This window comes from Thiothrix nivea DSM 5205 (assembly GCF_000260135.1).
Lineage (GTDB): Bacteria > Pseudomonadota > Gammaproteobacteria > Thiotrichales > Thiotrichaceae > Thiothrix > Thiothrix nivea.
Genome location: NZ_JH651384.1, coordinates 4048296 through 4072657, shown reverse-complemented (window position 1 = coordinate 4072657; position 24362 = coordinate 4048296). Strand labels below are relative to the sequence as shown.

Below are 24362 nucleotides of genomic sequence, written 5' to 3'. Positions count from 1 at the left end.
TGGATTCCCTCAGGCCGCCAGTGTTTGCGGCGCGTGGCTCATGCATTTCTTTGGGCATACCTTGGCGCACGCCTGACAGCCGATGCAGTCCAGCGCGTCTTTCAGGTTCATGACCATGGTGTTGTCATCATCGTCGAAATCGTCGTCCAGCTCTTCGCCGTCGTCTTCCAGTTCCAGTTCGTCGCGTTCCACCAGTTCAAATACGTCGCGCGGACAGACCTTGTAGCAGCGTCCGCAGCCGATGCATTTGATCTGATTGATGGCGGTGATGAAGGCGGGTGTCCAGGCAACGCCGCCGCGGGTAATGCCAGTAATCGGTTCCATGTGCATCTCCTCAGTTGGCTGCCGCTTCGGCGGCTTGCAGTTTGGCGGTGGCCTCCGCCCAGGCGACGCAGGCTTCGTAGGTGGCTTGCGCAACAGCGGGCAGTTCCTCGTAACCGGCGGGCAGCTTGTCTTCCACCAGATCGTGCAGTTCGCTGGCGTGCTCGGTGGCAATACGCTTGGCCTTGTTGACGGCTTTTTGCAGGGCTTTGAGTTCTTCCGGGGTCATGGCGGCCTCCTTACAATCCGGCAACGGCGGCGTGTTCGCCGATCAGGGTGAGGGCAACGGACAGCAGCTTGTCAGCTTCGTCCTTCATTTTGGAGAGGGATTCAAAACCGAAGCGGTGTACGTCGCGCAGGGTACGGTCAGCCACTACCAGCTTACCGACAGTAATGATGGCGCGGCCAAAGCCTTCGTGGGTCAGGTTGAGCATTGGCACGGCCATCAGCTTGCATTCCTTTTCGATCAGGGCGGCGATGGCGTTGTAGAACGCTTTCACACGGGCGATGGTGATTTCGTCCGGGTCACCGATGATGGGGATTTCGCGTTTCATCGCCTTGGTCAGGATGAACGGCTCCAAGATTTTGGCCGGGGTGTAGGTGTCGTAAGTGCCGTAGCTGTCCATGGCGCGCATCTGGCGCAGCATTTCGGTGGCGAAATCGGTGCCGAGCACGGGGTCGTCAGCAGCAATCAGGGTGCTGGTTTCGCTCATGGTTGGTCTCCTTGGAAAGGTTGGAATTCGATCGGGCGGAGGCTGAATGCATCCGCCTTGCGTAATAGTTGCGGCTGGAAGTAGCGCTTCATACGGTAGCTGGCGGTCAGGAAACCTGCGCCCAGCAACCCTGCCAATAGGCCAGCCAGTGCGCTAGCGGCAGACTGCTGGTCGCTTAACCCGGCACTGTCAGCAGCGATGGCGCTGGCTATCATCAACACCACCGGCAGGATGTAGGCGGCCAGCGAGGCCGTGACCATCACCTGATCCTCCACGCCAATGACGACCTGTTCGCCAGCATGGGAGCCTAGGGTATTGGGCAGACGGATATGCTGCTGGCGGACACCGAACAGTTTCGACAAGCTGGATGTGCTGCAACCGCTTTGCGAGCCGCAGGTGGAACAAGCGCTGCGGGCTTTGGCTTCCACCCAGATATAATCGTCGGTGGCGTCAACCACGGTGGCGGTTTCCTCGATCATTCGTCCCACCCATCGGCTTCCATGGCGTCGAAGCGGGCGGCATTCGGCCCTTGCATCCGCTTGATGGCTTGCGCCAGCCACGCGGTCGGGCCTTGGCGCAGTTCGTCCTGCAAGGCTTCAATCAGGTCGGCTATGACCGCGCCATTGCTGACCTTGATGGGCTGGATGTTGGCAGCCTTCAGCTTGGCAACGGCGGATGCGCCAACCGCTTGCGAATACACCGCCACGCAGCCATCCAGAGCCTTGATCTTGGCGTCGAGCTTGTCTTCGTTGCCATCCATTGCCAGCTTGCCGAACTGGGTAGCTTCCGCCAGTTGCGCTTCGTCGGGGTTGATGGCATAAATCGCGAATGATTCCGCCGCGCCAAAATGCTGGTCGATGTGCTTCATGTCGGTGGATGCGAAGGCCACCTTGATGGCTGTATCCATGAATGTATCCTCAGTCGTTTGTCCGAGCACCATGAGCCGCCTTGTCAGGGCCATAGCCGCCTACCTCGTCGTTTGCTTCATCGTGGGCGTAGTCCGCCGGTTCAGAAGAGTAATGCAAAGCGTATGCCATTACTTAACACATTGTTATATATTAATTTATTCTGTTATTTGCTTTGTAGTGAATACAACAATGAGGGATGTGTGACACCGACAGATTACAATGACAAACATGCAAAAGGGCGACCGTTGGCCGCCCTCCGTGGTAAATGTCAGCCATGCTCAGCCCGTCAGTTTGGCCTGTAGGGCGGGTTTTACAAGGGCGATCCAGGCAGCCAGGCGTTCACCGGTTAGGCCGCTTTGTGAACGCTCATCCAGAACCAGACCCACGAATTTTCCGTCCACCACCGAGGGCGAATGCTCGAATTCGTAGCCGTCGGTAGCCCACTGCCCGACTACTTCCGCACCGCCTGCCATGCACCAGTCGTATAGATGGATCAGCGAATGCGCAAAGCGGTCAGGGTATTTTTCCTGATCGCCCGTGCCATACAGCGCAATGGTCTTGCCGGAAAGATCTGCGCCTTGCAATTGTGGCATGAATTCTTCCCAGCAGCCGTCTTCAACCTTGGTACTCTTGCCCGGTAACTGGTTGACGCCGTAACTCGGCGTGCCCAGGATCAGCGCGTCGTATTGCAGCAGATCCTCCGCCGTGCTGCGGTTGACGTTGACCGGCTTGGCGGCGGCATCGCCCAGCAGCTTGGCCATTTTCTTCGCCATCAACCGCGTCGTGCCCGAATCCGTGCCGAAAAAGATGCCGATCTTATTCATGCGCGATACCGTGTTTCAGCTCATGCAGGTTTTCTTTCAACATGCGCCGGTATTGCTCGGTGTAATACTCGACCGCTGCCACCTCTTTGTCCGGGTCACCATTGGTTTCCATGAAATGGAAAGCGTTATAGCGTGCCGCCGCGTACAGGATTGCCGCGCTGAGAAAATTCGGTGCCCATTCGTCGCTCAGATCATTCGCCAGATTGACGAATTCGTCGGCAACTTCGTGAAAATCCAGTTCCTGCATCGTCAGTTCCCCCTTATTTAAACGCTGTAAGGCCGTTTTTCCCACTCGCGCAGGATTTTGAGGTCACGCGCGGGCAGGTAATCGTAGGCTTCCATCTGGTCACGCAACACAGCGTCGGCCACCTCGACCGGTACACCTTTGCGGTTGATCATCAGGAAAAACCAGGCAAACGGATAGCCTACCCAGCGGTCAAAGGCGTGAATGGTTTGCGCCAGCCTGGAGCCATGCAACTCCGGTTCAAAATCTTTCAGCGGCTGGGTGAAGGTAGGCACCGGCTTGATGTTGAAATGGCTTTCCTTGTCACTGCCCTGGTATTCCTGCAACACCATTACCCAGCGGGAACAAAAGGGCACATCCTCGTTCTGCCCTGCACTGCTGTCATGCCAGTCCTGCATGAAGCGGTTGAGGTTTTGTACATGGCGGCTGTGTGGGTTCTGTTCGAGGAAAATATCCAGCATCTTGTGCAGGCGACGGAACGCGTAGCGTGGCTGACCGATGACTTCCGGTTCCAGGCGCGGGAAGTCGATTGGGTCGAGGAATTCCTCGATATTGTCCGGCATGAATTCAGGGTCGAACAACGGCCGGTCAAGCACTTCCTGACTGATTTCGATTTCAAGCTGGAGGAAATGCTCCGGCCTGTCGCCGGTCGGGGCAGTGAAATACAGGGTGCGGCCTTCCAGCCGGGTGGCGAACATCGGCTGCCCGGCGTATTTGTCGAGCAGGGTGTCCACGTCACCGTCGGATTCCTCCTCTGCCCAAACGCGAAGGTTGCTGGCCACAGGTTGCATGTCGATGTCGACCACGCCGCCAAGGCGATGCCAGCCACTACGCTCCAGCACCAGCGAGAACTCCAGGTTGAGCGGCGCAAACAGGGCGTTGATGGTCTTCAGCAAATCGTCATGCCCCGTGCTGACCGGCAATTCGGGGCATTGCGTCATCAGTTTTTTGGCTTGCCAGTCAAAGTCATTCATGGGTTTGCATCTCCCGAAGCCGCTGGCGGGCGACTTCCTTCACGTCGGGGTCAGTATCGAAAACCAGTACTTCCAGCATTCCTTGGGTGGCGCGTTCGGCGACCTTGACACGCACACTCCAATCGGGGTCATTGAGCAGACCACTGAGAGCCTCCGGCTGGATACGTTCGGCGACAATGCGACGGATTTCCGGTTCCTGATCGTTCAGCAATAAACCGAGGCTTTCTATGGGCAAACGCCGTGCCACGGTCATGCGCACCTCGCGGTCGTCGTCGCAGATCATGCGGAACAGACGGCCAGCAGGCATCCGCCGCGCCACGTATTTGCGCACCAGATAGTCACCGTCGTTGGCCAGCCGTTCCAGTTGCTCCGGCGACAAGCGGTCAGCAACGGTAATGCGCACTTCGCGGTCGCTGTCGTCAATCAGGCGGTGTAGTTCTGTGACCGGCAACCGGTAGGCCAGCACCCTGCGTACTACCTCATCGGGGTCGCCGACCATAGCCAGCAGGCGTTCCTGTGAAACGTAGCGCGCCGCAATCGCACGCCGCTCCCAGAAATCATCGCCGGTGTAGTCCGCTGCAAGGTCGGGATTTTCGCGGAAAAATCGGTCGATTTGCCGCCCGCTCATGGCTTTCACGCAACGGTCGCCGGGTTGGCAGCGATCCTGCGCCAACCGGTCAAGGCGGTGTGGGCAGTGGCTGCAATCGGCGATCGGTGTGCTCAGTTCCATAGGCAGGATGTCAGGCATCGTCCTCCCCCAGTTCAGCAATAACCACGCCACTGGCGGCTTCCAGACTGGGGGTAAAACATAAGCAATGGCTGCTGCTGTCGACCAGGTACACGTTGAAACCTTTGCCTTGCGCAGCGGGTTGCGGGCCGCATACGTCATCATCCATACACCAGGTAAAATGCAGGTCGGGGAAACCACCGCGCAGGTAAGGCAGTTGCGTGTCGGCCAAACCATTGCTTTCCACGCAGGCGACGATGCCGCCGAGTTGTTCCGGCGTCATCATCCTTCCGCCTCCAGAAGCTCGTCGTCGTCATCGCCGCTGCTGAAACGGGTGCGGGCTTCCGCATCCTTGCCCATCACTTTGCCGAGCCACGGTGGCGGGTTGGCCAGTGCTGGTTGCAGTTTTGCCAGCAATTCGCTAGTGGGAACAACCGTCGGTTGCTTGATCGGGTGGATGCCTTTCTTGACGATTTTGGCTGCCGCCGGGCCACCCACAGAAGCAATGAACAGCACCTGACAGTCAAGAATCAGGCTGGCGCGGTAGGCATTCTTATCTTCTTCGGCTTCATCGTCACCCACGTCACGCACGTCAATCAGGCGATATTCGGCTTGCGACACCTGATAGACCAGAAAACGTTCGCAGGAACCAAAGTGACCATCCAGTAATTCGCCGTTATTGGAAGCACAGGCTACGCGGATGGAATCAGGCATGTCGCCGTCGGTATAGGCTTGGGGAGTCGGGATGTCGCTCATGATCGGCTCCTTGGGTAGAGGTGAGATGGGCGTGACGCATCACGCCCCCTACAGGATCAAACGTATTCGATGCAATCGTCTTCCATGCACACTTTCAGGCATTGCGGTTCATCGAACTCGCCTTCGCATTCGGTGCAGGTGTCAGCTTCGATTTTGTACGTGCCTTTGAAAGGCTTGATGGATTTGGTTGGGCAAACAGGTTCGCAATCACCACAGGATGTGCAGATGTCGCGGTTGATTTTCAATGCCATGACGAATCTCCTTGTAAGGATGTTGCTAGGTCAGAATCAGTCAGCGCGCTTGAAGCGCAAGGTAGTCGGAAATGCAGGTGGAGGGCTGATCGGGTCGATATACCAACGTGAACCGTCGGTCAACTCAACTTCACCACCCCATTCTTCGGCAGTGTCTTTCTCGACAGCGGCGATGGTTTCTTCCATGTCTTTCTTGGCAACGTAGAAGAGCAGGCTGCCACTGTCGTTGCGGCGGATCATCACGCTAGGCATAAGGGTTCTCCTATTCCTCAAAGCCCCTCCTTGATAAGGGAGGGGTTTGGGGTGGGTTTCTTCGACAGGCTATTAACGAACCAGGTCGTAGTTATAGTCGGTAGTACCCATGCCGCGAGTTTCCTCGTCCAGACGCTCCAGCACCGCATTGGTCAGGGTACGCAACATGGTCATCGCACCTTCGTAACCCAGGGTAGTATCACGGTGCATGTGATGACGGTCGAAGATCGGGAAGCCGATGCGGATCAGCGGAACTTCGTGTTCCTTGCCCTTGTGCAGCGTGTCGCGCTGGATGAACTTACCGTAGCTGTTGCCGATCATGAAGTCCGGTTTGTTGGTGAACATCAGTGAGCGGAAGTGCCACAAGTCCTTGCCGATATGGACTTCGCTGTTCTGGCCGTAAGGGGATTCGGACAGCAGTTTTTCCACTTCCTTCTTCCAGCGCTTGTTGGCGTGGTTGCAGAGGATATGGGTTGGCTCGGCACCCACCTCCAGCAGGAACTTGGTCATGCCCAGCACAAAGTCGGCGTCGCCGTACAGGCCGAATTTCTTGCCGTGCAGCCATGCGTGGGAGTCGGTCAGCATGTCGACCAGACGGCCACGTTCCAGCAGCAGGGATTCAGGAATCGGCTGACCAGTGATTTCGGAGACTTTCATCAGGAACTCGTCAGTCCAGTCCAGCCCCATCGGGATGTTGATCTTGGGCGCAGCATGGTTCCAGGTGTTCTTGACGAACTTTTCGCTCTTGGCAGACTGCCAGTTTTGCAGGAACAGCGTGTCGTAAGCGTTAGGCGCATCCTTCACTTCCGCCAGGCTGGTGCCGCCGGAGTACATGCGGAATTTGCCGTCGGCAGGCGTATCCAGCACTTCAGTCGGGTCGGACATCAGGGTGGCGTCGACGCCCATTTCCTTCATCATGCGCTTGATGACGCGGAAGTTACCCAGATAGGTTTCAAAGCCTGGCACGATGTTGATCTTGCCGTTGCTGCCGACTTCCTTACCTTCCATGTGGTTGAGGGTGAAGTAACGCAGGATGCCTTCAAACATGTTGTCCCAACCGGTGGTGTGGGAACCAACGAAGCTCGGGGTATGCGCGAACGGGGTCGGGAATTCCTGCTCGATGTGGCCTTCCTTCTTGGCGTTGCCGATGAAGGCGTTCAGGTCGTCACCGATAACTTCCGCCATACAGGTAGTGGAAACCGCGATCATTTCCGGCTTGTAAATCGCCTTGGCGTTTTCCAGGCCATCGAACATGTTCTTCTGGCCACCGAATACTGCCGCATCTTCAGTCATGGAATCGGATACGCAGGCAATCGGCTCCTTGAAATGACGGTTGAAATAGGTACGGAAGTACGCCACGCAACCTTGTGAACCGTGCACATAAGGCAGGGTCTTTTCAAAGCCCAGCGCACACAGCACTGCACCCAGAGGTTGGCAGGCTTTGGCCGGGTTGACGGTCAGGGCTTCACGCGCAAAGTTGAGTTCCTTGTATTCCTCGGTGGTTGTCCAGTTGAAGATTTCCTGGATTTTTTCCGGGGAGTGACGCTCTTCAAAGTTATCCTGTTTGTTTTTCAGGGATGCCTTGTAGTCATCGTCACGGAACAAAGGGTAGCTTGGCTTGATGTTTTCAACAGCTTGGCTCATTTTCGTATCTCCTCCCGCGCCGCTAATCTGCGAACAACGGGTAGCAGGTTTAAATCTGGATTCGGGGCGTATGCAAATGGGCGTATGCAATACGCCCCTACATGGGACGCGTTCTCCGTAGGGGCGTATTGCATACGCCCTCTCCCGGTTTTACGCGGCAGCCGCTTGCACGTCGCTGGCTTCGTCCTTGATCCATGGCGCTTTCAGCTTGCCCCAGCAAGGGTTGTTCAGCGTCATGTCCATGTCACGGGCGAAGATGGCGAAGCCGTCATAACCGTGGTATGGGCCGGAGTAGTCCCAGCTGTGCATCTGGCGGAAAGGAATACCCATCTTCTGGAAGATGTACTTTTCCTTGATGCCGGAACCGATCAGGTCAGGCTTGACCTTCTTGACGAATTCCTCGAATTCGTAGCCGGTCACGTCGTCGTAGATCAGGGTGGCATTGCCCATTTCCTTGATGGTGCGATCGTAGTCATCGTTGTGAGCGAACTCGTAACCGGTGCCGACGACTTCCATACCCAGATCTTCGTAAGCGCCGATGACGTGACGTGGTCGCAGGCCGCCGACGTACAGCATGACGCGCTTGCCTTCCAGACGCGGGCGGTACTTGGCGATAACCGCTTCGTATTCAGCACGGTAACGTTCGATCACACGCTCAGCACCTGCCTTGATGGTGTCATCGAAGTAGCTGGCGATTTTGCGCAGGGATTCGGCGATCTTGGTCGGGCCAAAGAAGTTGTACTCAACCCACGGAATACCGTACTTCTCTTCCATGTGACGGGAGATGTAGTTCATGGAGCGGTAGCAGTGCAGCAGGTTCAGCTTCACTTTCGGGGTCAGTTCCATTTCAGACAGGGTGCCGTCACCAGACCATTGGGAAACGACGCGCAGACCCATTTCTTCCAGCAAGGTACGGGAAGACCAGGCATCACCGCCGATGTTGTAGTCGCCGATGATGGAAACGTCGTAAGGGGTGGATTCAAAGCTATGATCGTTGTCGCGCTTGTCCAGCACCCAGTCACGGATCGCGTCGTTGGCGATGTGGTGGCCGAGGGACTGGGAAACGCCACGGAAACCTTCGCAGCGTACCGGTACGACTGGCTTGTTCAGTTCCTTGGAGGCTTTTTTGGAAACCGCTTCGATGTCGTCACCGATCAGACCGATTGGGCATTCAGACTGAACGGAAATGCCTTTGGCCAGCGGGAACAGACCTTCGATTTCGTTGATCAGCTTGGCCAGCTTCTTGTCGCCGCCGAATACGATGTCTTTTTCCTGGAAGTCGGACGTGAAGTTCATTGTACCGAAGGTGTTGATGCCGGTAGTGCCGACGTAGTAGTTACGACGACCGGCACGGGAGTATTGGCCGCAACCAACCGGGCCGTGGGAAATGTGGATCATGTCCTTAATCGGCCCCCAAACTACGCCTTTGGAACCAGCATACGCACAACCACGGATGGTCATGACGCCGGGCAGGGACTTGCGGTTGGAGGTGATGCACTTCTTGGACTGTTCGATGCTCTGATCGTTGGTCGCCAAGTGCTTCTTGCGGTCTTTCTTGGCCTTGTCAGGATAAACTTCCAGCACCTCGGCAATGAGGGCGTCGGTTTCTTCGCGTGTCAGGTTGCTCATGTCTTGTCTCCTGTTTCACCGCCACTAATCCGTGGACGGGTGAGAGCGGAATGGGGGGAGGAAGATGGTGGGTATCGCTTGTGCTCCACCCACCCTACATACCCGGTCTGGATCAGGCTTCTTCAACGGCTTTTTTGCCGACGATGGTTTCGTCTTCGGCTTCCATGACACCGAATTCCATCAGCAGGTCTTCCAGTTCATCCATGGTGATGGGGGTTGGGATGACCAGACGCTTGTTGTCGATGATCTTCTGCGCCAGTTGACGGTATTCGTCGGCCTGGCCAGCAGATGGATCGTATTCGATAACCGTCATGCGACGGATTTCCGCGCGTTGCACAACGTTGTCACGCGGTACGAAGTGGATCATGAAGGTGCCCATTTTTTCAGCCAGCGCCATGATCAGCTCGTCTTCACGGTCAGTGTTACGTGAGTTGCAGATCAGGCCAGCCAGACGCACGCCACCGGAGTTGGCGTATTTCACGATACCTTTGGCAATGTTGTTGGCCGCGTACATGGCCATCATTTCGCCGGAGCAGACGATGTAGATTTCCTGAGCCTTGTTTTCGCGGATAGGCATGGCGAAGCCGCCGCATACCACGTCGCCGAGTACGTCGTAGAATACGAAGTCGAGTTCGTCGTCATACGCGCCCTCTTCTTCCAGGAAGTTGATGGCGGTGATAACGCCGCGGCCTGCACAGCCAACGCCTGGTTCTGGACCACCGGATTCAACACATTTGATGTCGCCGTAGCCGACTTTGAGTACGTCTTCGAGTTCGAGGTCTTCAACAGAACCGGCTTCAGCAGCCAGGTGCATGATGGTGTTTTGTGCCTTGGAGTGGAGGATCAGGCGAGTGGAGTCAGCTTTTGGGTCACAGCCCACGATCATGACTTTCTTACCCAGTTCTGCCAGACCTGCAACCAGGTTCTGGGTTGTGGTAGACTTGCCGATGCCGCCTTTACCGTAGATTGCACATTGACGCAGTGCCATATCTTGGTCTCCTTAGTGTTGATGGACAGAATGTTTATGACGAGGACTTCTCTGCAAGCTGCGTGCCAAGGCGGCATTTTATTTTTAAGCCATTATTTATAAAGCAAAAAACATTTCCTTCCATGAAAGATGCAAGTGTTGGTACAGGTCGTGTTCCCGACAATGCCGATACAATTTGTATGGGTAAGGACACTTTGTTGGTAGGTGGGGGTGGTTGCTTGCATCCTACGGCTGCATGGTCTGTAGCAGATGCGCTATCCTTGGCAGTATTGTACTGATACGAGCAACCGATGGAGTTTGTATGCGCGTTGAAACGATCTATCTGAAGGAAACAGGCCCTTTTGCCGAGTTGCGGCTGGATTTCCAGCCAAAACTGGCAAAAAACAAGGCCGACGTGCATATTCTGGTCGGGCAAAATGGAACAGGGAAAAGTACTATCCTTACTGCTATTGCTGCTTTATTCCAGCCTTGGCAGGCTCAAATGGATTTGGGAAAGCGTTTGTTAACGACTAATAGCTGGGTTGAAGGTAAAATTTCTGGCGTTCAGATTGGATTGGGTTGGAAAGCTAAGAGACAGGATATTGAGCAGAGTAGAGTTACCCCTGAAATCAAGTTGAAACATGTAGGTTCAGTACATTCAAATGCTCCCACAGCCTGGGTCAACCCTGCTTATTATAAAACACCACTTCAAACTTATCAGAATGCGGTTCAGCATTTGCAAACAGGTGCGAGTAATAATCTTAATATCGAAGATTTTACTTTTGCTGCATTTGCTTACTCTGGCTATCGAAGCATCGCTTATACAAAACTCAAGGCTATTGAGGAGGTTCAAGGTAAAACTCTAGAAGACGCTTTGAGTTTCCATAAAAATACTCAAGCTCATTATGAAAAATTAATTAAATGGTTGGCTCTGACTAAATCAAAAGCGGCACTTGCCGCTTATCGTAATGATCAGGAAGCAGCAAAAAGACGTGAAGGTTCCATTACTCGCATTGAGAACCTTATTAAACAAATAATTGACAAACCAATAGCATTTGAGATTACCGATGAACCATTGGCGGTAAACCTACGTATTGACGGGCGTGTAAGTGATTTTGACGTACTACCTGATGGTCTGAAATCAATCCTCGGCTGGATTACGGACTTGATGATGCGCATGGAACTGATTCCATGGGAAAATCAGCTTCCGATTTTTGAGCGTCAGTTTTTGTTGTTGTTGGACGAAATCGAAGTGCATCTGCATCCTGCTTGGCAACGCAAGATACTACCTGTATTGCAAAATCTATTCCCTCACGCCCAAATCATTTTATCTACACACTCACCCTTTGTAGTTGGTTCGGTATCTGATGCCTGGGTTTACCCTCTGCGTCTGGATAATGCGGGCAATGCGGTATTGGATACGCCCATCAAATCCAAGGCAGGAGTGAGTTATCCTGCTATTGTGGAAGAGGTATTTGGGATTGATGAGGAATTTGATGACGTCACCGAGAGCCAGTTGGATGTATTTGAGGAAAAGAAAAAAGCTTATCTGCAAGGCCAGTTGAGTCTGGATGCGTTACAGGCATTTGCTGCAAGCATCGCTCAGGGCAGTGTGGAAGTGAGCAATATTGTGAGCCGTGAAATTCGGCAGGCAGAGCGGTTGCGCAAACAGCAAGGGATACCTGCTGCATGAGAAAAATGCTACGTCCCGAGTGTCCTGATTGGTTGGCAGAAAACCAGTCACGCTGGACGCAAACCTATTGCCAGCGTCGTGAACAAAACCCTTCTGCGAATTTTGCCTGGCCGCAACATGAAGGCAGAAAGATCAACCATAACTTGCAGCAGCTTCTGGGTGAATCGACCGACGGCCATTGTTCTTATTGTGACGGCGGTTTTCCTTTGGGCAGCGCCAGCCGCGATACGATTGACCATTTCAAACCCAAAGAAGCCTATTGTACGGAAGCTTTCACGTGGGAAAACTTGTATCTGGCTTGTGACTGTTGCCAGCAAGTCAAAAGTAACCGCTACTCCGACAATCTATTGCGTCCTGACTTACTGGATTTTGATTTTTCCAGTTATTTTCAGTTCAACTACCGGAATGGCCACTTGGAGCCAAACCCACTGGCTGATGAGGAAAAGCAACAACAAGCCATCGAAACTATCCGCTTACTTGGCCTGAATGAGCATGAACGTCCATGGGCACGGCTAAGTGAACTAAACAAATTTACCTGTTTATCCATGGACAAGCAGCGCGAGTTGCTGGGTACGTTCAATTACCGTTTCCTTATGGAAATGGAATTACAGGATCAGTGAATTTGGAAAGGGACAGTGCATTCCTGCCGTTCAACCGTTGTAACTTGCCCGCTAGCCTGCTTGGCAGCCTACCGTTCCAGTTTCATCCCGCAGCCTTGGCGCTGGACGGTGTGGAAGTCCTGCACCGCTCCCTGTTCAAACATTTACAAAGCCAGCCGGATCACACCGCGCGGGCACAACGTTTCATGGATTACATGAGCGTGCATTTCTGTCTGGAAACGCTGGAAGAAGCCGGTTTGATGCCGGATAGCAGAAATAAACGCGCCAATGCCAATTACTTGCGGGTGCTGCGTGGCTGGGCGTTTGATTCCAACGGGCGTGAGGGCGCGGTGCTGAAGGGCTGGGTGGAATCGCGTTTTGGCCTGACGGTGCAATACCATCAAGGGTACTACCCGTTTGACCGCTGCAAGGGCTTGTACGGGACGAATGCGCTGGAAAGCCAGCTCGACCTTGTTTATACCTATTGTCAGTACGAACTGGGTTTGTCGCATTCGCTACAACGCCATCTGACCCTGTACCGGGGGGTGAATGCACTGGATGAGTACCGGATTCTCAAGCGCGAGGGGAGAAAGGCGGTGGTGTTGCTGAACAATGTCAGTTCCTTCACCCACAACCGCGAGCGGGCGGATGAGTTCGGGGATTATATTATCGAGGCGCGGGTGCCGGTGGTGAAGGTGCTGGCGTATTATGATTTACTGCCGAAGCTGTTGCGGGGTGAAGGTGAGTTTCTGGTCATTGGTGGGGTGTATGAGGTGGATATTTCATCTTAAGCTTCTCAATGACTTAAGAATCAATCCAGTGTCCGCCTGTAAAACTTTGCCCCCAGCACAACGATAACCAGCATGAACAGCATAATCGGCCACATATGCGGCCACATTTCCTGCAAGTTGTTGCCCTTGAGCAGGATGCCGCGCACCAGCCGCAGGAAATGCGTCAGCGGCAAGGCATTGCCAATCACTTGCGCCCATTCCGGCATTCCCCGGAATGGGAACATGAAGCCGGACAGCAGGATCGACGGCAGGAAGAAAAAGAACGTCATCTGCATCGCCTGCAACTGGTTGCGGGCAATGGTGGAAAAGGTCATGCCCAGTGTCAGGTTGGCGGCAATGAACAGCAGCGACACCGCGTACAACAACGCCAGACTACCCTGGAACGGCACGCCGAAAATGAACTTGGCCGCCAGCAAGATCAACGTCATCTGGATCAGCCCGATCAGGATGTAGGGCACGATCTTGCCTACCATCACTTCCAACGGCCTGGCCGGCGTCGCCAGCAGGTTCTCGAAAGTGCCACGCTCGCGCTCACGGGTCATGGCAAGCCCGGTCATCAGCACCATGGTCATGGTCAGGATTACCCCCATCAAGCCCGGCACGATGTTGTACTGGGTAATACCCTCAGCGTTGTAACGGCGATGGATGCGCACTTCGAACGGCGCATCGGTCGGGCGCAGTTTCGCCAACGGGCCGGTCAAGTCGCGGTTCAGCACCGACTGCCCCACGGTCAACAGGGACGCCAGCGCGTTGCTGGTGGCTGCCGGGTCGGTTGCATCCGCTTCCAGCAGAATCGCCGGTCGCTCCCCTCGCACCAGTTGGCGCGAGAAACCGGGCGGGATGTTGACCACGAATTGCACTTCCCCTTCTGCCAGCAGCCGGTCAGCTTCCACTTCACTGTTCACTTGTTGCACGAACTGGAAATAGTCGGTGTTCTTCAGACTGCGGATGAAGGTGCGGCTAAACACACTCTGATCCTGCACCAGCAAGGCAGTCGGCAAATGCTTGGGGTCGGCGTTGATGGCGAAGCCGAACAGCAGCAACTGCATGATCGGAATGCCGACGATCATGCCGAAAGTCAGCCGGTCGCGGCTCAACTGGATGAATTCCTTGAGGGCGATACCCCACAGGCGGGCGAAAGCGGCTCCCGGCGTCATGCGGCCTCCTGCTGGCGGATGTGCCGCTCCATCAGACTGATGAACACGTCTTCCAGCCCGGCGTCAATTTTTTCCCACTGAAAACCATTCTGTTGCTGGAAAGGCTGCAAAGCGGCGTCGAGTTCCGCCTCATGCGCACCGATGACGTGCAGGCGGCTACCGAAGGCGGTAACCTGTTCCACTGCTGGCAGTTTTCGTAACTGTTCGGCCAGGGCTGGCAGGCCGCCATCGCCACTGACTTCCCAGGCCACCAGTTGCTGGCTAGCGATAACCTGTTTGATTGTGCCAGTCACCAGCAGCTTGCCGCGCGCGATGTAGGCGAGTTTGTGGCAACGTTCGGCTTCGTCCATGTAGTGGGTGGAAACCAGCACCGAGATGCCTTCCGCCGCCAGCTTGTGGATTTCATCCCAGAATTCGCGGCGGGCACGTGGGTCGACACCAGCGGTGGGTTCGTCAAGCAGCAGCAGTTGCGGCTCGTGCATCATGCAGGCGGCGAGGGCAAGGCGTTGTTTCCAGCCGCCAGACAGTGCACCTGCCAGCTGGTTGCGGCGTTCTTCCAACCCGAGTTTGGCGAGCACGGCATTGACGGCTTGCGGGCGGCGTTTCATGCCGTACATGCGGGCGATGAAATCGAGGTTTTCGCGGATGGTGAGGTCTTCCCACAGCGAGAAGCGCTGGGTCATGTAGCCGACATGGCGCTTGATGGCAGCGGTTTCGCGGATCACGTCGTAGCCGAGGCACTGGCCAGCACCGCTATCGGGGGTGAGCAGGCCGCAGAGCATACGGATGGAGGTGGTTTTGCCGCTGCCATTAGGGCCGAGGAAGCCGAAGATTTCGCCTTTGCGGACTTGCAGCGACAAATCCTGTACGACGTGTTTGTCGCCGAAGTGTTTGTTGAGGCCACGCACGTCGATGGCGAGAGTCATAGCTTCACATCCACCGGTTGCCCCACCTTCAGCTTCGCCGCATCTGCCACCCCCGGTATCGCCTCCACCATTACCACCAGTTTTGCGCGCGAATCCTTGCTGTAGATGACCGGCGGGGTGTATTCGGCTTGCGGGGAGATGTAGCTGATGTGCATCAGCATGGCGTCGCCGCAGCCATCGCAACTGACCTGCACGGTCTGGCCAGTTTGCAGGCTGCCGAGTTGTGGTTCGGGGACGAAAAAACGCACCTTGCGGTTTTCAGGTGGCAGGATACTGATGACGGGGCTGCCAGCAGGAATCCATTCGCCCGGCTGATAGTAGGTATCGTTAATCAGCCCGTTGCGGGTCGCGGCAACGCTTTTCTGGGAAAGCTGCCAGTCGGCCTGATCGAGCGCAGCGTGGGCGGCAGCGACGTTGGCCTCGGCCACTTTCAGCGCATCCGGGCGGGCGGCGAGTTCAGCCACCTGCAATTGCGCCTGCAACTCGGTGACTTTGGCCTGATTGAGCTTGTCATTGGCGCGGGCTGCGTCGAGCTGGTCGCTGGCAACAAACTTGCCTTTGACCAGCCTTTCGGCGCGCTGCAATTCGGTGGTGGAGAGTTGGGCAGCGGCTTTGGCCTGCGCCAGCTGGGCGCGGATGACTTGCAGTTCCTGCGGGCGTTTGCCGGTTTTCAGGTCGGCCAGTTGTGCTTCGGAGGCGTGCAGGCGGTCTTCCGCCCCTTGCCGGGCGGCGGCTTCGTTCTGCTGTTCGAGGGTAAAAACGGGGTCGCCCTGCCTGACTTGCGCGCCGCGTTGCACAACGAGGTTTTGCAAGGTTCCGGCAAACGGGGCAGCGAGGCGGACATATTCGCCCTCGACATAGCCTTGCAGAGCTGGGACAGTGTTTTCCCCACAAGCTGACAAATACGGCAAGCAACTTAACAACAAAACAATCGGGGGTTTCATCACGCACTCCTGTGTTTGGTGGCCATTGCTTGCAAATTGAAACAAGCAATCCCGCTGGCGCACCCTGCCATTAACGCCAGTTTAGCAGCATTGGCTTCCGCAAATCGACTCGACAACTGACTACTGGTCATTTAGAATCGTTCCAAACAACTGACCTGTGGTCATTTATATGCAAATAAGAGCCACCAATCCCGAAGACAAGGAACTCCGCCGCGAAGCTATCCTTGACGCCGCCGAGCAACTCTGGCTCGCGCAACCCGACCGCATGTCCAACGTTGCTGAAATCGCCAGCGCTGCCGGGCTGGCCAAAGGCACGGTTTACCTGTACTTCCGCAGTAAGGAAGAGCTGTTCTTGGCCATCCACGAGCGCCACGTCAACACTTTTTTCAGCCGCATGAAGGCTCGTGCCAACCAGACTGGGCTGCCGATGACACTGGATGACCTGTTTACCGTCAACCGCCAGTTCCTGCTCGATTTCCCCGCCTTCCTGCCACTGGCGACCTTGTGCCATGGCCTGTTGGAACGGCAAATCCCGCTGGAGAGCGCGTTTGTCTTCGAGGAACACACCTACGCGCAACTGGAGGAACTGGTACAGGCACTGCGCCATCATTTCCCGCAATCTACCCAGGCGTTGATGCTGCAAAGCTACGCCCTGTTCCTCGGCCTGTGGCAATTGATGCGCCCTTCCCCGCTCAAGGAATTGATGAAAGAACGTTCGTTGGTCTGCGCCTGTACCGATGATTACCTGCTGATGCTGGAATCAGCGCTGAAAGCCCTGTGGAGCGGCGCATTGATGACGACGGAGACACCATGAAACCGATTGCTTTTCTGCCCTTCGCCCTGCTGCTGGCACTGGCTGGCTGCAAAGAACCGGAAACCGCTACCGAAGTCATCCGCCCTGCCCAGGTTTGGACAATCAACAGCTACCAGTCTGGTAATGGAACAACCTACTCCGGCGAAATCAAGGCGCGTTACGAAGCCGACCTGTCATTCCGCGTGGGTGGCAAAGTAACAACCCGGCAGGTTGACACAGGCGACACCGTCAAAGCGGGCCAGGTGCTGGCTGAACTGGATACTGCTGACCTCAACCTCAATCTTGCCAGCACCAAGGCCGCACTGGCCGCCGCTGAAGCCGATTACGTCAATGCCAAAGCCGAACTGGCGCGGGTCAGCGAATTACGCCGCAAACAGTTCATTGGGCAAGCGTCACTGGATGCAGCGCAGGCCGCGCATGATGCGGCACAGGCCAGAGTCACGTCCGCCAAAGCCCAACTCAAATTGAGCGGCAACCAGGCAGCCTACACCGAGCTTAAAGCTGACCAAACGGGCGTCATCACCGCCGTCTACGCTGAAGCCGGGCAAGTCGTCGCTGCCGGAACGCCTGTCGTACACATTGCCTACGCTAGCGAGCGCGAAGTGCAAATCCGCGTCGGTGAAAATACCGCCCGCACGCTTGCCGCCGGTACAGTGGTCAATATTCGGTTATGGTCACAGGCGGAGAGCGAATTTCAGGGTAAGGTACGGGAAGTTTCCCCTGCCACTGACGCCACCCGCAGCTTCCTGGTCAAGATCAGCCTGCTGAATCCCCCGGGCGACCTGCGGCTAGGGGTAACTGCCGATGTCAGCCTGCCCGGCACGGGTGTGCAGGATTCAAGCTGGATACCGGCTTCCGCCCTGTTCCAGCAAAGCCAGCAGACGGCAGTCTGGGTGTTGGGGCAAAATCATCAGGTCAGTATCCAGCCTGTCAGTATCCTTGCTTTCCACGACGATGGCGTCACCATCAGCAGCTTGCCTGTGGGTACGCAGATTATCGCTGCTGGCGTCCATAAACTAAGCAGCGGGCAAACCATCAACCCCGTTCCATATGACGGCAAGGCTGGCTCATGAACAGCTTCAACCTGTCAGAATGGGCGCTGCGGCACCGTAATTTCGTCCTCTACTTGATGATCCTGACGCTGGCGATGGGGGTGTTCGGCTACAACAAGCTGGGGCAATCGGAAGACCCGCCATTCACCTTCAAGGTCATGCTGGTGCAAGCTTACTGGCCGGGCGCGACCGCGCAGGAAATAGAGTCACAGGTGACTGACCGTATCGAGAAAACCCTGCTCGAAACCGATTACGTCGACATTGTGCGTAGTTTCTCCCGTCCGGGTGAAGCAAATATTTTCGTCATAGCCAAGGACAACGCCCCCTCCAACGCCATGGATGACATGTTTTACGACATCCGCAAACGTACCGAGAATATGGAGCGTAACCTGCCTCAAGGCGTGGTGGGGCCTTTCTACAACGATGAATTCGGCGAAACCTACGGCAATATCTTCGCTCTTACTGGCGACGGTTTCAGCTATGCCCAATTGCGGGATGCGGCAGATCACATCCGCAAGGAACTGCTGCGTGTGCCTGACGTGGCGAAAATCCTGCCGATCGGCGAGCAGGACGAACGTGTCTACATCGAGCTTTCCAACAGCAAGCTGGCTAATCTCGGCTTCAGCGTGCAGCAACTGGTGGATGTGTTGCAGGCGCAAAACGCCATCACCGCCGTGGGCGCGTACAATACGCAGGATGACCGTATTTACGTGCGCCCGGAAGGCACTTTCAGCAACCTGGAAGATATCCGCAACTTGCCGGTCAAGATCGGCAACCGCACCATCCGCCTGCGCGAAGTGGCGGAGGTAAAACGTGGCTTCGTTGACCCGGCGCAATCCACTTTCCGCTACATGGGACAGGATGCACTGGGGATTGGCGTTTCCATGCGCAAAGGTGGCGACATCATCGCGCTGGGCAAGGCGCTGGATGCAGCGCTGGTGAGGATCGGCAACCAGCTTCCGGTCGGCATGGAACTGCACCGCGTTAATGACCAACCTGCCGCCGTCAAACGCTCAGTGGGCGAATTCCTGCAAGTGGTGTTTGAGGCGGTGGTGATTGTACTGGCGGTCAGTTTTTTCAGCCTTGGAGTACGCGCCGGAACGGTGGTGGCGCTGTCGATCCCGCTGGTGCTGGCAGCAACCTTTTTCACCATGCACCTGTTCGGCATCGGCCTGCACAAGATTTCGCTGGGGTCGCTGGTGCTGGCGTTGGGGCTGTTGGTGGACGACGCCATCATCGCCATCGAAATGATGGTGGTGAAAATGGAGGAAGGCTGGGAACGGGTGAAAGCCGCCAGTTTCGCCTATACCACGACGGCATTTCCGATGCTGACAGGTACGTTGGTGACGGCTGCCGGGTTCCTGCCGATTGCCACGGCGCAGTCTTCGGTGGGGGAATATACGCGCTCGATTTTCGAAGTAGTGACGATTGCGCTGGTGATTTCGTGGTTTGCGGCAGTGATTGTGATTCCGTATCTGGGGTATAAGTTGTTGCCGGAGTATAAAAGAAACCCCTCCCCAACCCTCCCCTTGTCAGGGGAGGGAGCCAAAGACGAAGCACCGCCCAGTTCCTCCCCTGACAAGGGGAGGTTAGGAGGGGTTTCTTCACTCCGTCATCATCTCGCCGAGGGCTTCTACCGCTGGTTCCGCCACCTGATCAAAGCCTGCGTCCAATACCCGCTTACGGTGATCCTACTGACTATCGCCACCTTCGCCGGGTCACTGTTCCTGTTCCAGTTCGTGCAGCAACAGTTCTTCCCCGACGCCACCCGGCTGGAGCTGATCGTCGACCTGAAACTGCCGGAAGGCTCTTCCCTGCAAGCGACCCAACGTGAGACCCAACGGCTGGAAAATTTTCTCAACACCCAGCAGGAACACGTCGACAATTTCGTGGCCTATACCGGCAATGGCTCGCCGCGTTTCTACTTACCGCTTGACCAACAACTGCCTGCCGCCAGCTTTGCACAGTTCGTGATTACCACCAACAGCATTCCCGACCGGGAAGCCTTGCGCGGCAAACTGATTGAACTGCTCGACAACAACCCGGATTTCAGCTTGGTGCGCGGGCGCGTGATCCGGCTGGAAAACGGGCCACCGGTGGGCTACCCGGTGCAATTCCGGGTTTCCGGCGATGATTTCTGGAAACTACGCGAACTGGCCGAACAAGTGGCGACCGTCATGCGTGCCAACCCTAATCTGGTCAACGTGCATCTGGACTGGAACGAACGCAGCAAGGCTATCCGCCTCAAACTGGATACAGCCAAAGCCATCAGCCTGGGCGTTACCCAATCCGCGCTGTCGCAACTGCTGCAAAGCTCCCTCAACGGAACCACGATCGGTGAATTCCGTGAACAGGATCAAACCATCCCCATCCTGCTGCGGGGCAGCGAAAATGAGCGCGACAGGATTTCCCGCCTTGCCGGGCTGAACGTGCCGACCACCACTGGCGCAACCGTGCCGCTATCGCAACTGGCGAAAATCGAATACGTGCAGGAAGAAGGCATTATCTGGCATCGCAATCGCACGCCGACCATCACCGTGCGCGGCGACATTTATACCAAGATTCAGGCTCCAACCGTGACCGCGCAGGTGGAAGCCCAATTAGGCGAGATCAAAGCCAATCTGCCGCTTGGGTATCGGCTGGAAACCGGTGGCGCAGTAGAGGAAAGCGCCAAGGGCAATGAATCCATCGGTGCGGGTTTCCCGCTGTTCATCGTGGTGGTACTGACCTTGCTGATGATCCAGTTGCAGAGTTTCCAACGGGTGATCATGGTAGTGCTGACCGCGCCGTTCGGCATGATCGGGGTGGCTGTATTCCTGCTGCTGTTCGACAAGCCGTTCGGGTTCGTGGCGATGCTGGGGACAATTGCGCTTTCCGGCATGATCATGCGCAACTCGGTGATTCTGGTGGATCAGATCGAGCGCAATATTGCCGCTGGCGAGGTTCCGCGCGAGGCGGTGATTGAAGCTGCGGTGCGGCGTTTCCGCCCGATCATGCTAACGGCGCTGGCGGCGATACTGGCGATGATTCCGTTATCGAAAAGTGTGTTCTTCGGGCCGATGGCGATTGCGATCATGGGTGGGTTACTGGTGGCAACGCTGCTGACGCTACTGTTTTTGCCAGCAGTGTATACGGTATGGTTCAAACTGACGAAAGGCCGGGAAGCCTTTACACAAAACCCGCTTCAGGTCAGCGGATAGAGGTCATCGCACGTCAAGGCTTGCAGGCAATCCTGCAAACGGCGTCCATCCGGAAAAACCAGCCTGGGCGCAAGGTCATGCAGCGGCAACGCCACAAACGAACGTTCACAAATGCCCGGATGCGGCACGCGCAAGTCTGCTGTTTCGACAATTTCGGCCCCGTACAACAACAAGTCCAGATCCAGGGTGCGTGGCCCCCAGCGCAAGGCTGCATCCCGCACCCGGCCATGCGCCCTTTCCACCACAAACAGGGCTTGCAACAGGTCATGTGCACCGAGCATGGTTTTTACGCAAGCCACTGCATTCACGTAATCCGGCTGATCCTGCGGCCCCATTGGCTTGCTGGCGTAGAAACGGGAAACGCCGCGCAGCTCAACTCCCGCAGTGGCGGCAATCTGGTCAATCGCGGAATGCAGGTTGGCAGCCGGGTCACCAAGGTTACTGCCTAAACCGATGTAACAGGTAACGGGGTTCATTCGCTGGCGGGTGGAGACGTGGCAGCTTTGGCGTTGCTGCTTTTCTTGCGCTTCTTACGGCGACGCAGACCCGCCTTTTTGCCTTGTGCGCCATTGGAAAGTTCCTGGCGCTCCTCTGGCGTTGCGTGCTGGAAGGCAGTCCACCATTCAGCGTCGTCCTTCACCTGCTCACCGGCTTCGGCTCGCAAGCACAGGAAATCATAGGCAGCACGGAAACGCGCATTCCCCAACAACAGATTAGCGCGACGCAAGTCACGGTGGCGGAAACGCGATTGTAGCGCCCAGATTTCACGGGTGATGTTACTGAAACGGCGCGGCACGGCAGTGAAATCAACCTGATCACGCAAGGCATCCGTTGCCGCCACATGCAGCGCCTGCATTTCCGGCATCCCTTTCAGTTGCAGCGACACTGCAGCCAGATGCACCTTGTGCCACAGCAGCACCGCATACAGGAACGCAGGCATCACCGATTTGCCTTCCGCAATCCGCTGGTCGGTGTTGCCCAGTGACAGCTCCACCATACGGGCAAAATTGCCGGTGCTGTCCTCTTCAATACTTTCTGTCGTCAGCGGCAACAGGTGTTGCAACACCCCGTATTCGCGCAACAGACGGTAAGTCGGCAAGCCATCGCCGCTGTGCAGCAGTTTGATGATTTCGTCGAACAGGCGTGCGGAGGACACAGCTTCCAGCAAAATGGCCAGGGAAGCAATGGGCGTGCGGGTGCGCTCTTCGATGTCAAACCCGAGCTTGGCGGCGAAACGGATAGCGCGCAACAAACGCACCGGGTCTTCACGGAAACGTTTTTCCGGGTCGCCAATCAGGCGGATTTTACGATGGTGCAAATCATCCAGCCCGCCAACAAAATCCAGCAACTCGCCATTACTGGGGTTGTAAAACAGGGCGTTGATGGTGAAATCACGCCGCCACACATCCTCTTCCAGCGTGCCGTAGACGTTATCATGGATGATGCGGCCTTCATCGTTTACTTTGCCGCCATCATCCCCTTCATCATGCGGGGCCCGGAAAGTCGCCACTTCCAGATAGTCACGCCCATAATAAATGTGGGCAAGGCGGAAACGGCGGCCAATCAGGCGACAGGAATTGAACAGCTTGCGAATTTCTTCCGGGCGTGCGCTGGTGGCAATATCGAAATCCTTGGGTGTACGCCCCAGTAGCAGGTCACGCACGCAACCACCCACCAGATAGGCTTCGTAACCTGCTTTTTGCAGACGACGCACGACATCCTTGGCACGGCCACAGACTTTATCGGCAGGAATGTGATGCACGGCGGAAGGCACATGTGCAGCCTCGCCTGTAATCATCAACCTTGTTGGATCTGCAAATTCCGTTTTACACACAATATGGCCAAAACTCACACAGTAAAAGTGGTAATAATACTACTACAAAACGCCAATACCTACCCTATTTGCAACTTTTTTACAACACATTGAGCAAAGTTTTTGCCATAACGATGGCATCTTCACGCCCAATTGCTGCTGGGTAGTAAGCTTTGCGCAGCCCTACCTCATTGAACCCGGCATTCAGGTATAGGCGGATGGCAGAAAAATTGGACTGGCGCACTTCCAAAAAACAGGTTTCAGCCTTGATGCCACGCGCAATCCGTTCCAGCGTTTTCAGCAGGCGGCTGCCCAAACCCTTGCCGTGGTCTTGCGGGCGGATGCAGATATTGAGCAGGTGCATTTCATCCACAGCAAACATCACTACCGCGTAACCAGCAACCTCCTCCTCTTGCTCGTAAATCCAGCAGGAATAGCCATGCTTAAGGCAGTCGTGAAAAATACCCGCTGTCCACGGATATGGAAACGCGCACGTCTCCACTGCCATCACGGCATCCACATCCTGTGGCACCATCGGGCGCAGGGGCAGGAAATCGTTTTCAATACTAGGCATATAGTCAGGCACTACGGGCAGATATTTCACGGGCAAGCAACAAATCCTGCCAGGCTTTACGCTTGTCGGCAGGTTGGCGCAGCAGGTAGGCGGGGTGATAGGTAACAATCACCGGTGTTCCGGTCAGCGGGGCGCGGTGTTCACGGCCACGCAGGCGTGCCAGTGGCGCATCGGTTTGCAGCAGGTTCTGGGCGGCAATGCGGCCAACCACCAGGATCAGGGCGGGGTTGACCAGCTCGATCTGACGCTCCAGATAGCCCCGGCAGTTGGTGGCTTCATCCGGTTTTGGGTCACGGTTGTTGGGCGGGCGGCATTTGAGGATATTGGCGATGTAGACGGTTGCGCGCGGCATCCCGATTGCCAGCAGCATGTTGTTGAGCAACTGCCCGGCCTTGCCGACAAATGGCTCGCCCTGCTTGTCTTCTTCCGCGCCGGGGGCTTCGCCGATCACCATCCAGTCAGCTTGCTGGTTGCCGATACCGAAAACGGCATTGGCGCGGGTTTTGCTGATGTCGCAACGGGTGCAGGCGAGAACGGTGGCACGGAGTTCTTGCCAGTCCATGTGGGAATAAGAAACCCTTCCCGCCCT

29 protein-coding genes are annotated in these 24362 nt (G+C 56.0%); 6 read left to right on the top strand and 23 right to left on the bottom strand.

Features of this window, described 5'->3' with window-relative positions; all coding sequences use genetic code 11:
- Nucleotides 1–9: 9 nt before the first annotated feature.
- From fdxB to nifH, 16 genes are all read right to left on the bottom strand, one after another.
- Entirely contained in the window at nt 10–324 is a 315-nt protein-coding gene (fdxB, locus tag THINI_RS20295; protein WP_002710394.1) for a ferredoxin III, nif-specific, read from the bottom strand.
- A gap of 10 nt (nt 325–334) precedes the next feature.
- A complete protein-coding gene (locus THINI_RS20290) occupies nt 335–550 on the bottom strand; it encodes a CCE_0567 family metalloprotein (protein WP_002710393.1) in 216 nt (71 codons plus the stop codon).
- Nucleotides 551–560: 10 nt separating this feature from the next.
- Complete coding sequence (locus THINI_RS20285; protein WP_002710392.1) at nt 561–1034, bottom strand: NifX-associated nitrogen fixation protein; 474 nt, start codon at nt 1032–1034, stop codon at nt 561–563.
- Nucleotides 1031–1513, bottom strand: a complete 483-nt coding sequence (locus tag THINI_RS20280; RefSeq protein ID WP_002710391.1) for a SoxR reducing system RseC family protein — start codon at nt 1511–1513, stop codon at nt 1031–1033. Before THINI_RS20280 ends, THINI_RS20285 begins: the two co-directional genes overlap by 4 nt.
- Complete coding sequence (gene nifX / locus THINI_RS20275) at nt 1510–1941, bottom strand: nitrogen fixation protein NifX (protein ID WP_245536658.1); 432 nt, start codon at nt 1939–1941, stop codon at nt 1510–1512. The genes THINI_RS20280 and nifX overlap by 4 nt, the downstream gene beginning before the upstream one ends.
- A gap of 279 nt (nt 1942–2220) precedes the next feature.
- On the bottom strand, nt 2221–2766 hold the full coding sequence (locus tag THINI_RS20270) for a flavodoxin (protein ID WP_002710389.1): 546 nt from the start codon (nt 2764–2766) through the stop codon (nt 2221–2223).
- The gene (locus THINI_RS20265; RefSeq protein ID WP_002710388.1) at nt 2759–3013 is read right to left on the bottom strand and encodes a DUF3144 domain-containing protein; all 255 of its coding nucleotides are present in this window, start codon (nt 3011–3013) and stop codon (nt 2759–2761) included. The genes THINI_RS20270 and THINI_RS20265 overlap by 8 nt, the downstream gene beginning before the upstream one ends.
- 17 nt (nt 3014–3030) lie before the next feature.
- Complete coding sequence (locus THINI_RS20260; RefSeq protein ID WP_002710387.1) at nt 3031–3984, bottom strand: hypothetical protein; 954 nt, start codon at nt 3982–3984, stop codon at nt 3031–3033.
- Entirely contained in the window at nt 3977–4732 is a 756-nt protein-coding gene (locus THINI_RS20255; RefSeq protein WP_002710386.1) for a 4Fe4S-binding leucine-rich repeat protein, read from the bottom strand. Before THINI_RS20255 ends, THINI_RS20260 begins: the two co-directional genes overlap by 8 nt.
- Nucleotides 4725–4997 carry a DUF6129 family protein gene (locus THINI_RS20250; RefSeq protein WP_002710385.1) on the bottom strand — a complete coding sequence of 91 codons (273 nt, stop codon included), beginning with the start codon at nt 4995–4997 and terminating at the stop codon, nt 4725–4727. Before THINI_RS20250 ends, THINI_RS20255 begins: the two co-directional genes overlap by 8 nt.
- Nucleotides 4994–5467, bottom strand: coding sequence for a NifB/NifX family molybdenum-iron cluster-binding protein (locus tag THINI_RS20245; protein ID WP_002710384.1), 474 nt, complete (start codon nt 5465–5467; stop codon nt 4994–4996). Before THINI_RS20245 ends, THINI_RS20250 begins: the two co-directional genes overlap by 4 nt.
- Before the next feature lie 56 nt (nt 5468–5523).
- Nucleotides 5524–5718 (bottom strand): 4Fe-4S binding protein, encoded by a 195-nt coding sequence (locus THINI_RS20240; RefSeq protein ID WP_002710383.1) that lies wholly within the window; start codon nt 5716–5718, stop codon nt 5524–5526.
- Between the two features lie 36 nt (nt 5719–5754).
- The gene (gene nifT, locus THINI_RS20235) at nt 5755–5970 is read right to left on the bottom strand and encodes a putative nitrogen fixation protein NifT (protein WP_002710382.1); all 216 of its coding nucleotides are present in this window, start codon (nt 5968–5970) and stop codon (nt 5755–5757) included.
- Nucleotides 5971–6042: 72 nt separating this feature from the next.
- The gene (gene nifK, locus THINI_RS20230) at nt 6043–7614 is read right to left on the bottom strand and encodes a nitrogenase molybdenum-iron protein subunit beta (protein ID WP_002710381.1); all 1572 of its coding nucleotides are present in this window, start codon (nt 7612–7614) and stop codon (nt 6043–6045) included.
- Nucleotides 7615–7764: 150 nt separating this feature from the next.
- On the bottom strand, nt 7765–9243 hold the full coding sequence (gene nifD, locus THINI_RS20225) for a nitrogenase molybdenum-iron protein alpha chain (protein WP_002710380.1): 1479 nt from the start codon (nt 9241–9243) through the stop codon (nt 7765–7767).
- 112 nt (nt 9244–9355) lie between these two features.
- Nucleotides 9356–10231, bottom strand: coding sequence for a nitrogenase iron protein (gene nifH, locus THINI_RS20220; protein ID WP_002710379.1), 876 nt, complete (start codon nt 10229–10231; stop codon nt 9356–9358).
- A gap of 301 nt (nt 10232–10532) precedes the next feature.
- Here nifH and THINI_RS20215 point away from each other — a divergent pair, with 301 nt between their 5' ends.
- Genes THINI_RS20215 through THINI_RS20205 form a run of 3 tightly spaced genes read left to right on the top strand, consistent with a single transcriptional unit; the run spans nt 10533 to nt 13293 of the window.
- Nucleotides 10533–11903 carry an AAA family ATPase gene (locus tag THINI_RS20215; RefSeq protein WP_002710378.1) on the top strand — a complete coding sequence of 457 codons (1371 nt, stop codon included), beginning with the start codon at nt 10533–10535 and terminating at the stop codon, nt 11901–11903.
- Nucleotides 11900–12523: a retron system putative HNH endonuclease gene (locus THINI_RS20210; RefSeq protein ID WP_002710377.1), complete on the top strand. Its 624-nt coding sequence runs from the start codon at nt 11900–11902 to the stop codon at nt 12521–12523. Before THINI_RS20215 ends, THINI_RS20210 begins: the two co-directional genes overlap by 4 nt.
- Nucleotides 12520–13293 (top strand): NAD(+)--dinitrogen-reductase ADP-D-ribosyltransferase, encoded by a 774-nt coding sequence (locus THINI_RS20205; protein WP_211207000.1) that lies wholly within the window; start codon nt 12520–12522, stop codon nt 13291–13293. Before THINI_RS20210 ends, THINI_RS20205 begins: the two co-directional genes overlap by 4 nt.
- 20 nt (nt 13294–13313) lie before the next feature.
- Here THINI_RS20205 and THINI_RS20200 read toward each other — a convergent pair whose 3' ends face one another.
- From THINI_RS20200 to THINI_RS20190, 3 genes are read right to left on the bottom strand one after another with little or no spacing between them, the layout of a single operon-like run.
- Nucleotides 13314–14450 (bottom strand): ABC transporter permease, encoded by a 1137-nt coding sequence (locus THINI_RS20200; protein ID WP_002710375.1) that lies wholly within the window; start codon nt 14448–14450, stop codon nt 13314–13316.
- Nucleotides 14447–15376 (bottom strand): ABC transporter ATP-binding protein, encoded by a 930-nt coding sequence (locus THINI_RS20195; protein WP_002710374.1) that lies wholly within the window; start codon nt 15374–15376, stop codon nt 14447–14449. The genes THINI_RS20200 and THINI_RS20195 overlap by 4 nt, the downstream gene beginning before the upstream one ends.
- A complete protein-coding gene (locus tag THINI_RS20190; RefSeq protein WP_002710373.1) occupies nt 15373–16320 on the bottom strand; it encodes an HlyD family secretion protein in 948 nt (315 codons plus the stop codon). Before THINI_RS20190 ends, THINI_RS20195 begins: the two co-directional genes overlap by 4 nt.
- 169 nt (nt 16321–16489) lie before the next feature.
- Between THINI_RS20190 and THINI_RS23830 the strand changes: the two genes are divergently transcribed.
- Genes THINI_RS23830 through THINI_RS20175 form a run of 3 tightly spaced genes read left to right on the top strand, consistent with a single transcriptional unit; the run spans nt 16490 to nt 21386 of the window.
- The gene (locus THINI_RS23830) at nt 16490–17134 is read left to right on the top strand and encodes a TetR/AcrR family transcriptional regulator (protein ID WP_002710372.1); all 645 of its coding nucleotides are present in this window, start codon (nt 16490–16492) and stop codon (nt 17132–17134) included.
- The gene (locus THINI_RS20180; protein ID WP_002710371.1) at nt 17131–18207 is read left to right on the top strand and encodes an efflux RND transporter periplasmic adaptor subunit; all 1077 of its coding nucleotides are present in this window, start codon (nt 17131–17133) and stop codon (nt 18205–18207) included. The genes THINI_RS23830 and THINI_RS20180 overlap by 4 nt, the downstream gene beginning before the upstream one ends.
- On the top strand, nt 18204–21386 hold the full coding sequence (locus THINI_RS20175; RefSeq protein WP_002710370.1) for an efflux RND transporter permease subunit: 3183 nt from the start codon (nt 18204–18206) through the stop codon (nt 21384–21386). Before THINI_RS20180 ends, THINI_RS20175 begins: the two co-directional genes overlap by 4 nt.
- On the opposite strand, the gene folK is transcribed toward THINI_RS20175, so the two are convergent.
- From folK to THINI_RS20155, 4 genes are all read right to left on the bottom strand, one after another.
- Nucleotides 21371–21862: a 2-amino-4-hydroxy-6-hydroxymethyldihydropteridine diphosphokinase gene (gene folK, locus THINI_RS20170; RefSeq protein ID WP_002710369.1), complete on the bottom strand. Its 492-nt coding sequence runs from the start codon at nt 21860–21862 to the stop codon at nt 21371–21373. The genes THINI_RS20175 and folK overlap by 16 nt on opposite strands.
- Nucleotides 21859–23184 (bottom strand): polynucleotide adenylyltransferase PcnB, encoded by a 1326-nt coding sequence (gene pcnB / locus THINI_RS20165; RefSeq protein ID WP_154724465.1) that lies wholly within the window; start codon nt 23182–23184, stop codon nt 21859–21861. Before pcnB ends, folK begins: the two co-directional genes overlap by 4 nt.
- A gap of 115 nt (nt 23185–23299) precedes the next feature.
- On the bottom strand, nt 23300–23773 hold the full coding sequence (gene rimI / locus THINI_RS20160; protein ID WP_040841191.1) for a ribosomal protein S18-alanine N-acetyltransferase: 474 nt from the start codon (nt 23771–23773) through the stop codon (nt 23300–23302).
- A 4-nt stretch (nt 23774–23777) separates the two neighbouring features.
- On the bottom strand, nt 23778–24335 hold the full coding sequence (locus THINI_RS20155) for a uracil-DNA glycosylase (RefSeq protein ID WP_245536657.1): 558 nt from the start codon (nt 24333–24335) through the stop codon (nt 23778–23780).
- Nucleotides 24336–24362 lie beyond the last annotated feature (27 nt).

Excerpts from the sequence above, each read along its gene's own strand:
- fdxB (WP_002710394.1), bottom strand. The coding sequence starts at position 324 with ATGGAACCGATTACTGGCATTACCCGCGGCGGCGTTGCCTGGACACCC.
- THINI_RS20290 (WP_002710393.1), bottom strand. The coding sequence starts at position 550 with ATGACCCCGGAAGAACTCAAAGCCCTGCAAAAAGCCGTCAACAAGGCC.
- THINI_RS20285 (WP_002710392.1), bottom strand. The coding sequence starts at position 1,034 with ATGAGCGAAACCAGCACCCTGATTGCTGCTGACGACCCCGTGCTCGGC.
- THINI_RS20280 (WP_002710391.1), bottom strand. The coding sequence starts at position 1,513 with ATGATCGAGGAAACCGCCACCGTGGTTGACGCCACCGACGATTATATC.
- nifX (WP_245536658.1), bottom strand. The coding sequence starts at position 1,941 with ATGGATACAGCCATCAAGGTGGCCTTCGCATCCACCGACATGAAGCAC.
- THINI_RS20270 (WP_002710389.1), bottom strand. The coding sequence starts at position 2,766 with ATGAATAAGATCGGCATCTTTTTCGGCACGGATTCGGGCACGACGCGG.
- THINI_RS20265 (WP_002710388.1), bottom strand. The coding sequence starts at position 3,013 with ATGCAGGAACTGGATTTTCACGAAGTTGCCGACGAATTCGTCAATCTG.
- THINI_RS20260 (WP_002710387.1), bottom strand. The coding sequence starts at position 3,984 with ATGAATGACTTTGACTGGCAAGCCAAAAAACTGATGACGCAATGCCCC.
- THINI_RS20255 (WP_002710386.1), bottom strand. The coding sequence starts at position 4,732 with ATGCCTGACATCCTGCCTATGGAACTGAGCACACCGATCGCCGATTGC.
- THINI_RS20250 (WP_002710385.1), bottom strand. The coding sequence starts at position 4,997 with ATGATGACGCCGGAACAACTCGGCGGCATCGTCGCCTGCGTGGAAAGC.
- THINI_RS20245 (WP_002710384.1), bottom strand. The coding sequence starts at position 5,467 with ATGAGCGACATCCCGACTCCCCAAGCCTATACCGACGGCGACATGCCT.
- THINI_RS20240 (WP_002710383.1), bottom strand. The coding sequence starts at position 5,718 with ATGGCATTGAAAATCAACCGCGACATCTGCACATCCTGTGGTGATTGC.
- nifT (WP_002710382.1), bottom strand. The coding sequence starts at position 5,970 with ATGCCTAGCGTGATGATCCGCCGCAACGACAGTGGCAGCCTGCTCTTC.
- nifK (WP_002710381.1), bottom strand. The coding sequence starts at position 7,614 with ATGAGCCAAGCTGTTGAAAACATCAAGCCAAGCTACCCTTTGTTCCGT.
- nifD (WP_002710380.1), bottom strand. The coding sequence starts at position 9,243 with ATGAGCAACCTGACACGCGAAGAAACCGACGCCCTCATTGCCGAGGTG.
- nifH (WP_002710379.1), bottom strand. The coding sequence starts at position 10,231 with ATGGCACTGCGTCAATGTGCAATCTACGGTAAAGGCGGCATCGGCAAG.
- THINI_RS20215 (WP_002710378.1), top strand. The coding sequence starts at position 10,533 with ATGCGCGTTGAAACGATCTATCTGAAGGAAACAGGCCCTTTTGCCGAG.
- THINI_RS20210 (WP_002710377.1), top strand. The coding sequence starts at position 11,900 with ATGAGAAAAATGCTACGTCCCGAGTGTCCTGATTGGTTGGCAGAAAAC.
- THINI_RS20200 (WP_002710375.1), bottom strand. The coding sequence starts at position 14,450 with ATGACGCCGGGAGCCGCTTTCGCCCGCCTGTGGGGTATCGCCCTCAAG.
- THINI_RS20195 (WP_002710374.1), bottom strand. The coding sequence starts at position 15,376 with ATGACTCTCGCCATCGACGTGCGTGGCCTCAACAAACACTTCGGCGAC.
- THINI_RS20190 (WP_002710373.1), bottom strand. The coding sequence starts at position 16,320 with ATGAAACCCCCGATTGTTTTGTTGTTAAGTTGCTTGCCGTATTTGTCA.
- THINI_RS23830 (WP_002710372.1), top strand. The coding sequence starts at position 16,490 with ATGCAAATAAGAGCCACCAATCCCGAAGACAAGGAACTCCGCCGCGAA.
- THINI_RS20180 (WP_002710371.1), top strand. The coding sequence starts at position 17,131 with ATGAAACCGATTGCTTTTCTGCCCTTCGCCCTGCTGCTGGCACTGGCT.
- THINI_RS20175 (WP_002710370.1), top strand. The coding sequence starts at position 18,204 with ATGAACAGCTTCAACCTGTCAGAATGGGCGCTGCGGCACCGTAATTTC.
- folK (WP_002710369.1), bottom strand. The coding sequence starts at position 21,862 with ATGAACCCCGTTACCTGTTACATCGGTTTAGGCAGTAACCTTGGTGAC.
- pcnB (WP_154724465.1), bottom strand. The coding sequence starts at position 23,184 with ATGATTACAGGCGAGGCTGCACATGTGCCTTCCGCCGTGCATCACATT.
- rimI (WP_040841191.1), bottom strand. The coding sequence starts at position 23,773 with ATGCCTAGTATTGAAAACGATTTCCTGCCCCTGCGCCCGATGGTGCCA.
- THINI_RS20155 (WP_245536657.1), bottom strand. The coding sequence starts at position 24,335 with ATGGACTGGCAAGAACTCCGTGCCACCGTTCTCGCCTGCACCCGTTGC.